At 53.9% G+C, this 13,874-nt stretch carries 10 protein-coding genes; 6 read left to right on the top strand and 4 right to left on the bottom strand.

Annotation, left to right across the window (positions count from 1 at the left end; all coding sequences use genetic code 11):
- From H6507_02035 to H6507_02010, 6 genes are all read left to right on the top strand, one after another.
- Entirely contained in the window at positions 1-1,086 is a 1,086-nt protein-coding gene (locus H6507_02035) for a hypothetical protein (protein MCB9367882.1), read from the top strand.
- Between the two features lie 12 nt (positions 1,087-1,098).
- Positions 1,099-3,603, top strand: coding sequence for a YfhO family protein (locus tag H6507_02030; GenBank protein MCB9367881.1), 2,505 nt, complete (start codon positions 1,099-1,101; stop codon positions 3,601-3,603).
- 53 nt (positions 3,604-3,656) lie between these two features.
- On the top strand, positions 3,657-4,376 hold the full coding sequence (lptB, locus tag H6507_02025) for an LPS export ABC transporter ATP-binding protein (GenBank protein ID MCB9367880.1): 720 nt from the start codon (positions 3,657-3,659) through the stop codon (positions 4,374-4,376).
- 281 nt (positions 4,377-4,657) lie between these two features.
- Positions 4,658-6,148, top strand: coding sequence for an RNA polymerase factor sigma-54 (gene rpoN, locus H6507_02020; GenBank protein MCB9367879.1), 1,491 nt, complete (start codon positions 4,658-4,660; stop codon positions 6,146-6,148).
- Positions 6,149-6,252: 104 nt separating this feature from the next.
- Positions 6,253-8,640: an endopeptidase La gene (lon, locus tag H6507_02015; protein MCB9367878.1), complete on the top strand. Its 2,388-nt coding sequence runs from the start codon at positions 6,253-6,255 to the stop codon at positions 8,638-8,640.
- A gap of 21 nt (positions 8,641-8,661) precedes the next feature.
- On the top strand, positions 8,662-9,243 hold the full coding sequence (locus tag H6507_02010; protein ID MCB9367877.1) for a YihA family ribosome biogenesis GTP-binding protein: 582 nt from the start codon (positions 8,662-8,664) through the stop codon (positions 9,241-9,243).
- A gap of 69 nt (positions 9,244-9,312) precedes the next feature.
- Here the strand turns inward: H6507_02010 and H6507_02005 are convergent, their stop codons facing one another.
- From H6507_02005 to H6507_01990, 4 genes are read right to left on the bottom strand one after another with little or no spacing between them, the layout of a single operon-like run.
- On the bottom strand, positions 9,313-10,344 hold the full coding sequence (locus H6507_02005; GenBank protein ID MCB9367876.1) for a hypothetical protein: 1,032 nt from the start codon (positions 10,342-10,344) through the stop codon (positions 9,313-9,315).
- Positions 10,341-10,952, bottom strand: a complete 612-nt coding sequence (gene pdxT, locus H6507_02000; GenBank protein ID MCB9367875.1) for a pyridoxal 5'-phosphate synthase glutaminase subunit PdxT — start codon at positions 10,950-10,952, stop codon at positions 10,341-10,343. The genes H6507_02005 and pdxT overlap by 4 nt, the downstream gene beginning before the upstream one ends.
- Positions 10,953-10,963: 11 nt before the next feature.
- Positions 10,964-11,848, bottom strand: coding sequence for a pyridoxal 5'-phosphate synthase lyase subunit PdxS (pdxS, locus tag H6507_01995; GenBank protein ID MCB9367874.1), 885 nt, complete (start codon positions 11,846-11,848; stop codon positions 10,964-10,966).
- A 24-nt stretch (positions 11,849-11,872) separates the two neighbouring features.
- Positions 11,873-13,861, bottom strand: coding sequence for a VCBS repeat-containing protein (locus H6507_01990; GenBank protein ID MCB9367873.1), 1,989 nt, complete (start codon positions 13,859-13,861; stop codon positions 11,873-11,875).
- Between the last annotated feature and the right edge of the window lie 13 nt (positions 13,862-13,874).

Below are 13,874 nucleotides of genomic sequence, written 5' to 3'. Positions count from 1 at the left end.
ATGTACGTCCTGTTTCTGATATTTGCCTTAGTTATGCAGGCCCACGCTCAGCCGGAGCGAGGTGCCGTTGAGCTGCGCCGCGCAAATTCGCTTAGATACGGCGAAGAAAATGGCCAACGCATGCAGGAGCTTGACGGAGACGTATATATCGTCAAAGATAGTTTGGAGATCAATTGCGATCGAGCTTTGTATTTTCCGGACTCGGGCAAATTGATATTCCGCGAGAATGTCATGTTTCAGGACGGAGAGCGGCTAATGTTTGCCAACGAAGTGCGCTACGACGACTGGACCGAAGAGCTCGAAGCTAAAGGCGACATTCGTATCTATCAGGACTCAATCACAATCTACTGCAACCGCGCCGTTTATCGCGAACGGCTCGGCAACGGTTATCTGTACGATCGGGTACGCGTCAAGTATGACCCCCGCGGCGTAACCCTTACGGGAGAAATCGGCTATTTCAATCACCGCGACAAATCTGCGTGGGTTACCCGGGACCCCGTGCTCACGCGCCGCGACAGCGTCGGAATCGTCGACACGAAAATCAAAGGCGACACGATCACCTATAACGAAACTCTCGGCGAAGCCACTTCGAGACACCATGTTTCGATTGAACGCGACAGCTTGAATGCATTTGGCGATTTGCTCGTGTTCTATCCGGATTCGCTCTTCGCAGAGTTGACGGGAGAACCGCTCGCGTTGTCCGGCGCGGACAGTATCTCGGGAGACAGCATGCGACTTTTCTTCAAGGAAGAAGAACTGGAACGGGTGGAAGTTCATGGCGACGCCGTCGCTTCAAGTCCGGCCGACACGCTGCCGGCTTCGCCTCGGCAAATTCTCACCGGCAAACTGATGACCCTGTGGATTGAACAGAGCACATTGTCCCGAGCATTGGTAGAAGAGAACGCGACCGCCACGTATTATGTGCGCGACAAGCAAGAAGCTGAAGGCCTAAACACTACAAGCGGGGACAGGCTGCTCATCTCGTTTGACAATCACCGCATCTCGCGCATCCGCGTGGAAGGCGGTACTGAAGGAAAATACACCCCAGAATCTTTTGTTGCGAATCCCGCAGCACGCAAACCCTGACCGGAGACACTTGTGAGCGCTAAACACGCGAAACCCGCCCCCGTCGCATCGCCCGAAAAGAAACCGCTGCCCAAGTGGCTGCCTGACGTCTTCGGCGTTTTGGCATTGTACATCTTGGTTGTGGTGTTGTTCAATCAAGTCGTGATCGGCAACAAGGTTTTCTCGGCCGGCGACGATACGGAGGCTTCAGTCGCGCTGAACACTTTCGCGATCCACGAAGCCGAAAGCGGCAAGTATCCGCTGTGGTGTTCCGACCTCTTCGGCGGTTTTCCTTCTTTCGCCGCCGGAGCGTATTCAAATTACGAGTACCTCGAAGCTCCGTATTCACTTGCCTACAAGTGGGTGAACCCGCGCTACTGGGCGGACATGTTCACGAACTACGTGCTGCTGCTGGGCAAGTATGACGGCCCGACGCGCGGCGAAAAGTGGCTTGTCGCATTGATGCTCTATGCGGGACTGTTCGTCTACTATGCTCTGCGAAGATTGGGATTCAGTGTCTTGATTGCGGTGCTGTGCGGATTGGTACTGGCTTGGAATCCGTATTTTATTTCATTGGTAACCGCATCGCACGGCGGCAAACTCGCGACCTTCATTTACATTCCGATTTTGATGTTCTTGGGTTGGCAGGTTTTCGAGAAACGACGGTTGCTTGACCTTGCTCTATTTTGCATGGTTTTCGGATGGCAGATTCAACACGGCGGTCACACGCAGGTGCTTTTCTACACGGGAGTTTCCGTTTTGATTCTGTTTGTCACGTGGGCGATTCACGAGTTCCGCGAAGGCAGCGCAAAGAACGTCATCACCGCAGGCGGACAAATGGCCATCGCGGTTGTGGTCGCCGCGGGAGTAGGAGCTCTGTGGTACTTGCCGTTGTTTGAATATGTTCAATGGTCGATTCGCGGCATCGGCCCGGCGATCGGCGCGGCGGGACAAAGTGGATATTCAATCGAAGATGCGACTTCGTGGAGCATGGCACCCGCTGAACTCGTCACGTTCATTTTCCCTTCGTGGTACGGCCTCAAGTCGCCGACCTATTGGGGCGACATGCTGTTCACGTCGTCGAGTTTTTACTTCGGTGTTGTTCCGTTGATCTTCGCGATTCTTGCACTAATCGGCAAGAAGAGCAGGTTCGTCTGGGGACTCCTTAGCGTGTCCGTCTTTTCGATTTTACTTTCTTTCGGAAAACACTTCCAGGCGTTTTACGGGTTCTTCTTTAATTATGTCCCGTTCTTCGACAAGTTCCGTACGCCTTCATTGATTCTGTTGCTCGTAATAATCTCGGCGGCCCTGCTTGCGGCGTTTGGGTTCCGCAAACTGGAGGAAAACCAAGATAATGAGAAGTGGCACAAAGCAATCAAGTATGCTCTGATCGCGGCGGTCGTGCTGCTCGTCATTGGTTTGGTTGGAGGTGAATCGCTGGCCAAGAGTTTGGCGGCTTTGACCAAAGATGGAGAGGCGCAGCGCTACGGAGCGCAATTGCCTCAAGTAATCGGCCAGCGTGCCGCAATGTTTGCGAGCGACTTCACCGTCCGTTTGTTCTTAATTGCGCTTACGCTTGCCGCAGTTTATTTCTATCTTCTGAAGAAGCTGACCAAGACATTGCTGATCGCCGCAATGCTCATTCTAACCGTTGCCGATCTCGGACTGTTCGATCAGAATTTCTTTTCACCGCAGCCGCGCGGACAACAATTGACGTCACTTAGCCCGAATAGAGTCGTAACGGCACTCCAACAAGCAGAAAAGGACAATGTCTTCCGCGTATTTCCGGTTGGCAGATTGAATCAAGATAACCGGTGGGCGGCATGGGACGTGGAATCTCTTGGAGGCTATCACGGTGCGAAGCTGCGCAGTTGGCAGGACGTCGCGGACAATCTTTTTTACAACGGCACGAACCGGCAGTTTCCGGTCAATACCGAGCTATTGGCATCGCTAAACTGCCAGTACATGATCACCGAAGGATTGCTGCCGGAGGAAATGGGATTTACGAAGGCCTTCGAAGACGGATCGGCGAAGATGGCTGCCTATCTGATTCCGGGAGCCAAGCAGCGAGCGTACTTTATCGACTCAGTGCTCGTAATTCCCGAGCGGACGAATGCGTTTGAAACCATGCGTCGTCCCGGATTTCCATTCACTCGTGTTGCCGTCATTGAGCACGCACTGCCGGGGAGAATCGGCTCTGCTGCACAGTCAAAGGCAGACGTTACGAAGTATGCAACTCATCACGTCGAGATTTCAACGTCTAATGCTTCACCGGGATTCATGGTGCTCGCGGACGCTTACTACAAGCCTGAATGGAAAGCCACTGTAGACGGACAGGAAAGCGAAATTTATCTCGTAAACGGGTTCATTCGAGGACTTTATTTGCCGGCAGGAAATCACTCTATTGTATTTGAGTACATGGGCAACCGCGAGCGGTTGGGCGTTAACGTCGCAACAGCCTCGTATTTCCTTGCGCTTCTGCTGGTTGGCGTCGGGTTTTGGATGGCGCGCCGCAAAAACGAAGAGGATGCTGCGTGAACAACTTAGTGGAAACTACTTCGACTGAGACCGCTTCCTCGCCAAGCCTCACGATCACCTTGCGCGGCGATGAGCTCGTGAAGTACTATGGCAAGCGAAAAGTCGTAGACGGCGTTTCCGTGCAAGTTCGCACGGGCGAAATTGTCGGCCTCTTGGGGCCCAACGGAGCAGGTAAGACGACGACCTTCTACATGGTGACCGGCATGATTCGGCCAAAATCAGGTCATGTCTATTTGGGCGACACTGAAGTCACGGACTGGCCGATGTACAAACGGGCACGGCTGGGCATGGGCTACCTTTCTCAAGAGCCGTCGGTTTTCCGCAAGCTCACTGTTCGTGAAAACTTGATGGCTATTTTGGAGCTGTTGCCGATCTCGCGCGCCGAAAGAAAGCTGCGGGCGGATGAACTGCTCGCTGAGTTTCGACTTGAGCACGTCGTCAACAATCGCGGGTTTCAGTTGTCGGGCGGAGAGCGGCGGCGGGTTGAGATTGCACGCTCCCTCGTGACCAGACCCAAGTTCATGCTATTGGATGAACCTTTTGCCGGCATTGACCCTATCGCAGTGGCCGATATTCAGGCCATCGTTAGGTCGCTCAAGGATCGCGGAATCGGCGTCTTGATCACGGACCACAATGTCCGCGAAACTTTGGCCATCACAGACCGAGCCTATCTGATCTACAGCGGCAAGCTCTTGATGGAAGGATCTGCTGAGTTTTTGGCAAACAGCGAGGAGGCCCGCCGAATCTACCTCGGCGATTCTTTCCGCTTGTGACCAATGCTATAGCACCTGCTTTGCCGGGAAGTTGTTTGATGGGCAGAGATTCCTGCCCATATGCTGCCCTGCGGCGAAGCTATCTAACACAGCAAGATAACATTTTCAGTGATTTACACGTATCTTTCTAACAATCTTTGCGCGTTTGGTTGAGTTGTGAGTCGATTGGCACGTGCCTTGCGCATTTCAGGGTATCTGCCAACGTTTTGTCGGTTTGGGTCCGCCCACTTGGATCCGTTTGAACGACAAAACCCCCACCGACCGGACCATGAGGGTATCTGATGGAACTGAGACAAGTCCTTAAACCCGAACTTCAGCAATATCTCCAGCCGCAGCAAATCCTGCGGAGTGAGCTTATTCAACTCCCCATGCTGGAGCTGGAGCTCCGTGTGCGCGCGGAACTTCAGGAAAATCCGTTTTTGGAGGAGATAGCTGAAGATGAGGTCGTTGTGGACAAGGCCCTGTCCGAAGTCGAAACTGACCAATCCTCCGCTTCATTGGAAGATTCTGGCGATTCCGCCGGGTTTGAAGCACCTTCCCGCGCCGAACGCGAAGAGCCTGAGACGCACGAAAAGGCATTTGATGATGACGTCGACTGGGACAGTTTTCTGAACGACGACGAACACGCAAGCTACCGCGCCTCCCGGTTTACCGGCACAGGCGACGAGCTGACGGACCTCCCCCGCCCCTTTGTGCAGTCACTGGCGGAACATCTTGAAGATCAACTCCGTTTGCAGCGCCTGACAGACGAAGAGTACCGTGTCGGTCAATATATCATCGGTTCCGTTAATCCGGACGGATTCCTGAGTTATCCAATCGAAGAGATCGCACGCGAGCTCAATGTCGAGGTTCCCGTCGCACAGCGAGTGCTGAAAATCGTTCAAGAACTCGATCCCCCGGGAATCGCCGCTCGTGATTTGCGCGAATGCCTGTTGATACAACTCCGTCAGAAAGACAATCCGCAGGATTTCAAGATTCCGATCCGCATGCTCGAAGAAGCCTACGACGATTTCATGAATAAGAGATTCGAAGTCGTCGCGCGCAAACTGGCGGTCACACTCGAAGACGTCAAGGATGCGTACGAAGAAATTCGCAGGCTGAACCCGAAACCGGGCGAAGGCTATTTCGACGAAAAACAAAACTACGTCGTTCCTGATTTGGTCGTGGCGCGCGTCGACGATGAAGGCGATTTCGCGGTGTATCTGAACGACGGCAATACACCGAATTTCCATGTCAATACGGCTTACAAAGAGATGTTCTTGTCCGGCAATACGGACAAGAAGGTCAAGGAATTTGTGACGCGCAAACTCGAGAGTGCTCGTTGGTTTATCAATGCGATCCACCAACGCCGCGCGACGATTCTGCGAACGATGCGCGCGATCGTTGAACGCCAGAAAGATTTCTTCATGAAGGGCCGTGAGTTTTTGAAGCCGATGATTCTGCAGGATATCGCCGAGGACATCGGAATGGACATTTCCACGATTTCCCGCGTAACCAACGGCAAGTACGTGCAAACGGAGTGGGGCGTGTTTGAGCTGAAGTACTTTTTCAGCGAACGCATGGAAACTTCCGACGGCGAGGAGATTTCCACGAAGGTCATCAAGTCTCGACTTCAGGAAATCATCGACGCAGAAAACAAGAGCGATCCACTAAGCGATCAGGCCATCGCTGAAATGCTTGCTATCGAAGGCTTTCCCATCGCTCGCCGTACCGTGCAGAAATACCGTGAACAACTAAGTATTCCCGTGAAACGGCTGCGGAGAGAAATCTAAGTCCGACCCTTAGCATTTCTGCCTGAATTTTCGTATCTTTCCGACCGGCTGGTGTAATATCCAGCCGGTTTGTTTTTTTTCTTCACAATATTCCCTGATTTTACATGTCTTTCGAAACCCTCGAGACCCGCGATCCCGAACTCCTGCCCGTCCTTCCTCTGCGCGATGTGGTTGTTTTTCCCTCTATGATTTTTCCGCTGCTGATTGGCCGCGCCGCGACGCTGGTTGCCATAGAAAAAGCCATGCTCAACGAGCGGCGCATCTTGTTGGTAACTCAGCGTGACCCCGGAACGGAAGAAGTCACTCCCGCAGATCTGTTCGAAATCGGCGTCGTCGCAAACGTGCTGCAGACCCTAAAACTTCCAAACGGACTCGTGAAGGTACTCGTCGAAGGAGTGCGCCGCGCGAAGATCTCGTCGTGGTCGCCGGAGGACGATTGTTTGTATGCGTCGATCGAACCGATGGAGATACGAGGCGCCGACGGTGCCGAAGCGCGCGCGCATATGAAGGTCGCGCTGCGCGGGTTCCGTGACTACGTGAGTCTGAACCGTCAACTGCCCGACGAAATTCTCCTGACATTGAACAACCTCAATGAACCCGTGGCCGTCGCGGATTTCATCGCCGCGCATTTGCCAATGGTGGCCGTTCGCAAACAGGACATTCTCGAGCAATCGTACGTTCCCGAGCAGTACCAGATCATCAACCGCACCCTCGACGAAGAAATTGAGATTCTGAAGATCGAGCGCAATATCGAAGGGCAAGTGCGCGAGAAGATTTCCAAGACTCAGCGCAACTTCTTTCTGCAAGAACAAATGCGCATCATCAAGAAAGAGCTCGGAGAAGAAAGCGACGAGGAGTTTTCCGACGTCATCGCGTACAAGAAGAAAATGCGTAAGCTGCGAATGCCAAAAGAAGTTCGACAGCGTGCCGAAGAGGAGATGGACAAGCTCAAAAGTATGCCGATGATGTCGCCGGAAGCGACGGTCATCAAGAACTATCTTGACTGGCTGTTTGCAATGCCGTGGGGTGTGACGACGACCGACAGGCTGGACTTGGCGGAAGCACAGCGTATTCTCGACGAAGACCACTTCGGTCTGCGCAAACCCAAGGAAAGAATTCTCGAGCATCTTGCCGTACTTGCGAGAGTCGAAAAGATTCGCGGGCCGATTCTCTGTTTGGTCGGTCCTCCGGGAGTCGGCAAGACGTCGTTGGGAAGGTCGATTGCACGGGCGATGGGACGAAATTTTGTGCGCATTTCACTTGGCGGAGTGCGCGACGAAGCTGAAATTCGCGGCCACCGCAGAACATACATTGGCTCGATGCCGGGACGAATTATTCAAGGCATGAAGCGCGCCGGATCGATGAACCCGATCTTCCTGCTTGACGAAGTGGATAAGATGTCGTCGGATTTTCGCGGCGATCCGTCCTCCGCCCTGCTCGAAGTTCTTGATCCCGAACAGAACTCGACGTTTTCGGATCACTATCTCGAAGTTGATTTTGACTTATCGCAAATTCTGTTCATCACGACGGCGAACATTCAACATGATATTCCGCTGCCGTTGCAGGATCGTATGGAAATTATTGATCTGCATGGCTACCTCCACCACGAGAAGCTGCACATCGCAAACGAGTTTTTGCTGCCCAAGCAAATCCGCGACCACGGACTGAGGGAAGCGGAACTGAGTATTGATCCGGCGGCGATGGACAAAATAGTTTCTTCCTATACTCGCGAATCGGGCGTGCGTGAACTTGAGCGTCTTATGGCGCGTGTTTGCCGAAAGGTCGCACGGGAAAACGCGCGCGAAGTTGGCAATACAGTGGTGGTTTCGACCGACAAACTCGACAAACTTTTGGGGGCGCCGCCCTACAAGGACAATCAGATTGACAAGGGTGATCGGATTGGAACCGCCGTCGGTCTTGCTTGGACGTCGCAAGGCGGTGAAATTCTCAATATTCAGGCGAGTGTGATGAAAGGCAAAGGGGCGATACAGCTCACGGGCCGACTCGGCGACGTCATGAAAGAGTCCGCGCATGCCGCGATGTCATTTATTCGCGCACACGGCAGCGATTGGGGTGTGCAAGCGGATTTCGTACAAAAGCTCGACGTGCACTTCCATATTCCCGAAGCGGCGACGCCGAAAGACGGACCTTCGGCGGGCATCACACTCGCGACGGCATTACTTTCTGCCCTGACGTCGGCGCCGGTTCCCGCGGACATCGCCATGACCGGAGAGATAACGTTGCGAGGGTACGTTCTGCCAATCGGAGGACTTGCCGAGAAAACCATGGCCGCCAAACGCGCTGGCATTCGCAAACTGATCGTTCCCGCTGAGAACGAACCGGATTGGAAAGAACTCGACGAACCGCTGCGCGACGGCATGGACGTCATCTTCGCGGAAAACATCACGGACGTTTGGCGCGAATTGTTCCCGGTGAAGAAGCGCTCGCGGGCCGTTGCGGCGACGTCCGCTCGAGATACATCATCACACTAAACCGTGCCATCCGTCAAAACCATTCCGCAAGCAGAGTTCGTCAAGTCCTGCACGGATCTTGCCCAAGCACCCAAGCCGGCATTGCCTGAAATTGCATTTGTGGGCCGCAGCAACGTGGGGAAGTCGTCGCTGATCAATTCGCTCCTGAATCGCAAAGGACTTGCGCTGGCTTCGGCGACGCCGGGCAAAACGCGGCTTCTCAACTATTTTAAGATCGGCGGGTCGCTTTGCTATTTCGTTGACTTGCCGGGGTACGGCTATGCAAAGGTCTCAAAGTCATTGCAGGAAGAGTGGTCGGGATTTCTTGAAGATTATCTCGCGGAATCGCCGCGACTGAACTTGGTTGTTTTGATTGCAGATTCACGACGCGGGCTGACGGACCTTGACATGCAAATGATTCAGGCGCTTCAATTCTACCGCCGCAATTTCATTGTTGTCGCCACAAAGATTGACAAGCTGAACAGGCAAGAACGCGACAAAGCGCTGACCAGCATCCGCGGACCTGCGCTTTCACTCGGCGCGTCCGCTGTAGTTCCCTATTCGAGCGCAAAACACGAAGGCCGCGAAGAAATGTGGAACGTAATCTACGAACACGTCAAATAGGTTCAATGCACTACAAATGAAAAAGCCCCGGAAATTCCGGGGCTTTTTTCATTCACAAGTTTCTTGTGATTATCTCTGATAGATCAACACACCAAGCTGCTCGTCGGAGGCGACCATAGTGCCGTTGTAGGCTGAAACGCAAGTCGGCTCGGGCAAGCTGATCGATTGTACAAGTTCCGGTTTCATCGGATCGGTTACATCAACAATGTAAAGGCCGTCCGAGTCATCCAGCAAAACAGCAAAGTTCCCATCCACAACAATCTTCTGCAACCGATCTGCGCCCGGAATGACGTAGGTCGAGACAACCATAGGGCTGTCTATGTTCGCGGCATTTATTATTGTTATGAAGAAATTATCGGCAACGAGTACGAAGTCACCAACCCAAGCACAATCGTAAGGATCTCCCGGTGTTTCAACTTCGGAAAGCGACGCCGCGTCGTTTGAATCGTGCAATCTTACTCTATAATCATTAAGGGCGAGAGCAAACAACTCACCTTTTCTGCCCATCCCCCGCATCCGAGAGCTAAAGTGTTCGTATCCAAATCTATCTTGAATGCAGTTTGGCAAGAAGTCCATGAGGTCCGTATCGTAGCAATAGGACGATACAGATAGGCCATCTCCGCTCGAATTGTCCACCGTCCACAGGTTAAATCGTTCAGTTGTGCTGACGAATTCCATGTCAACGATTGGGCCATCAACAAGGGCGCTACCGATTCTTTCGCCAGTATCAATAAAGTCCAGAGGAAATCTGTCGCCAATCGAAGACCCGTCCGCGGATGTAAATACAATGCGATTTACAAGGTCAACCGCAACTCCTGTTGCATACAAAGGCTCGGCCAGCTCACGGTGAAACAGCTCTACCGGGCTATCCAATTGACTAATATCATAAACATATGTACCGGACGAGGCCGCCGCGACCCCGAGCAGATAGTCTTGCAAATCTACGTATTGTGCCGACCCATTTGTCAAAATATTCTGTTTCAGCGAATACACCACCGGCGGAATGTCCGCCGTATTGCGTTCGTCGCAACTGACGGCGGAGATGGCCGCGACAATAACCAGCGCGCCGATCAACGCGCGAATAAATCGATGAGAGTTCAAGTTCGGTCTCCCGTGCTTTCGATGCGATTCTTGTGAGTTTCCAAAATCCTCGACAGAAACAACCTGTGAAACCGGTCGTCCTCCGTCAGTTCCGGATGAAATGTCGTTAACAAAATATTTCCCTGCTCCAGCGCAACCGGTTCGTCTCGATACCGCGCCAACACGCGCACACCCTTCCCCGTCCGCATCACGCGCGGTGCTCGAATGAACAGTCCAACAGCGGGCCTTGCTTCTTCCAATTCGGCGCACACTCTGAGTTCGGCTTCAAAAGAGTGCACCTGCCGCCCCCAGCCGTTGCGGTTAACGTGCACGTCCGCCAGTCCCAGAGTTTGCACACGCGGATCGGGATCAGTATGCGAAAGCATGATCATGCCCGCGCACGTTCCCCACACAGGATGAGTCGAGCAAAACTCCGTCAATGCCGCGCGCAACTCTTCGCTCATCACACGCGTCATGGTCGTGCTCTCGCCTCCGGGCCAAATCAGAGCATCCAAGCCGTCTAAGTCGCGCGGAGTTCTCACCTGCACAACGTCACAGCTTAGATTCTTAAGCCGCTTCTCGTGCATCGGGAAATCGCCCTGCAAAGCCAGCACGCCCACCCGCGCCATCACAAGCCCTTCTACCATCCGCGTGTAGAGAGCAATTCCGACTCGTCCATCGAGCGCACGTCGAGCCCGCTCATCGCGCCGCGCAATCCCGTCGACACGCGAACCAAAACTTCCGGGTCCATGTAATGGGTCGTCGCCAAAACAATCGCCTCCGCGCGAGCCGCCGGATCGTCGCTCTTGAAAATTCCCGAACCTACAAACACCGCTTCCGCGCCAAGCTGCAACATCAGCGATGCGTCCGCCGGAGTCGCAATTCCGCCTGCCGCGAAATTCGGCACGGGCAGTTTGCCCAACTCGCGCACTTGCTTCAACAGCTCGAACGGCGCACCGATCTCTTTGCCGAAATTCACAAGCTCTTCGTCGCCCATCAGTTTCACTTTGCGAATGTCATTCATCACCGAGCGCATGTGGCGCACGGCCTCGACAATATTGCCCGTGCCCGCTTCGCCTTTGGTGCGAATCATCGCCGCACCTTCAGCGATTCTGCGCAGTGCTTCGCCCAAGTTCCGGCAACCACAAACGAACGGCGCCTTGAACTTGTGTTTGTCGACGTGGAACTGCTCATCCGCCGGAGTCAGAACTTCGCTTTCATCGATGAAGTCTATTTCGAGCGCTTGAAGCACTTGTGCTTCGGCAAAATGACCGATACGGCACTTGGCCATCACCGGAATAGAAACTGTGTCTTGAATTTCGCGAATCACGGCGACGTCGGACATGCGTGCCACGCCGCCGTCACGTCTGATATCGGCCGGAACACGCTCAAGCGCCATCACCGCGCAGGCACCCGCTTTTTCGGCGATGCGCGCTTGTTCGGCGTTCGTGACGTCCATGATCACGCCGCCCTTGAGCATTTCAGCCAGACCTACTTTTGTCGCAAATGTCCCCGTTGCACTCATCTTCGTAGCCTCATTATCGCTAAGTTACTTGATCAAAACCAAAGGTGTGTCCCAACTTGCTCCACTCGCGGCGCGCAACACCGCAACGTAGCGGCCCGCGGCCATGTGAGCGGCGTTCCAACTAAACTCATAGCTGCCCGGATGAAGTTGACCTTCAAAAAGTACTGCTGCCTCACGACCCAAAACATCGTAGATCCGCAAGCTATACTCTTGTCCGGCCGCAATGTCGGCGGGCAGCGTCACTGAAGGATTGAATGGATTGGGAAAGGCCGGAGCAAGACCGGTTTTGGTCGGCAATATGCCTTGCTTGCGTTCCGGCGCATCCAACACGATGAGCACCAACGGCATTTCAAACACCGTATCCGGACATGAATTGGTGTGGAGCATCAGTGTTCCGAGATAGTCGTATTGGTTGTCGTTGGTCGTGTCGGGAGTAAACGACAACGTCAACATTCCATTCTGCCCCGCTGGGACGGTCAATCCGGACGGAGACACCGACGCCCACCCACTGACGGGAGCGACAATTTCAACTTCCGCCGAAAGACTTAGAGTGGCGTCTCCAGTATTCTGGATTGACAAATCGTACGTCGAGAGCCGACCATTCTGAACGAATAGATTCAGCGACGTCACCGGCAAGTCCATGACCGGTCTGCGCATTTCAAAGTTCGCGTAGGTCGTGTCGTTCTCGACGGTGAGCACATCCGTGACAAAGGTCGAGTCCCAGCATGGATGCTGCGCCCGCAAAGTAAACGTTCCTTCGATCATTCCCAGCTCGAAACGCCCATTTGCGTCAGCAATGGCAGAAACACCAGTTTCGATTGCCGTAACTACCGCACCTTCAATCGGCTCGCCGCCGCGTTCGCCTGTCACGTTGCCAATGATACGCGTCGGCGTACCCATTTGATTGGCGAACAAAAAGATCTGCTCAAGTAGGTAATTCGCGGCAAGAATGTCAATATCTCCGTCGCGGTCATAGTCGACGGCTTCCAGTCCAAAGAATCCCGACGTCGACGTCAAACTTTGAAAGGTAAACGTACCCGCAGTTGTTTGCCGCCACCACGCGACACCGCCTCCGGAAGCTCCGGTGCCTTCTCCCGTGGCCGCAATATCCAACAAACCATCCGCATCAAAATCCGCAACGACTACATCGCGGGGGTGAATCAGCGTGCCAGGCATCGGCCGCGACGTCCAGCCGTTTGAAGTTTTTTCCCAGCGGCGAACTTGACTGTTTGAAAAATCACAGCCGACTACATCCAAATCGCCGTTCCCGTCCAGATCCGCGGCAGCTACGGCGACCAAGTAGACATTGGGAATGTCTTGGCTGATCGCATAGCCTCCGGTTTGTGTTCGCCGCATAACGAACAATCCGCCGTCCTCAGCCGCAACCGCGACCAGGATTTCGTCTATACCGTCATGGTCGATGTCTGCGGTCGCGACTCCCAAAGGATCGCGCGCGCCGGAAATCGTACTGCGCCAAATTTCGGTGGGGTCGCCGCCAATTTGCTCATACAGCCGGATGGCTTCGTAGGCGCTTTCAACTTCAGTCGTTATGATGTCCGTCAGTTGGTCTCCCGAGAAATCCGCCGCAAGTACCGCGAACGGTTTGTGCATTTCTTCCGAGAGAAATCTCAAACTGAATCTCTGCGCTGGCGTTTCGCCCGGACCGTTGGTCAGCATGATCAAGCGGTCTTCGCTGAATGATGCAAAAACGACATCCAAGTCGCCGTCGTGGTCAAAATCGCCTGTGTCGATCAACCGTCCCGCTCCGCTGCTGACGTACAGTTCCGTCTGCACAAGCGTATCCAGCGGCCCGTGTTCGTAGTAGTAAACACCTCCGGCCGACCACGTCGAAACCATCAAGTCGATATCGCCGTCGCCGTCATAGTCATGTGCGTTTACGTCTAAGGCTTCGCCCATGTCGCGCGCCACGACTCGCGACGTGAAACTTTGCGCGTGCAGAGCCTCCGTTCCACTCAGGAGAATCAGTAAACCGATCAAGAGTTGCAGGACCAAACACGTTCTCCTT

The organism is Calditrichota bacterium (assembly GCA_020637445.1).
Classification (GTDB): Bacteria; Electryoneota; RPQS01; order RPQS01; family RPQS01; genus JABWCQ01.
Note: the sequence above shows the minus strand (reverse complement) of the source record. Positions and strands in the feature narration are given on the sequence as shown.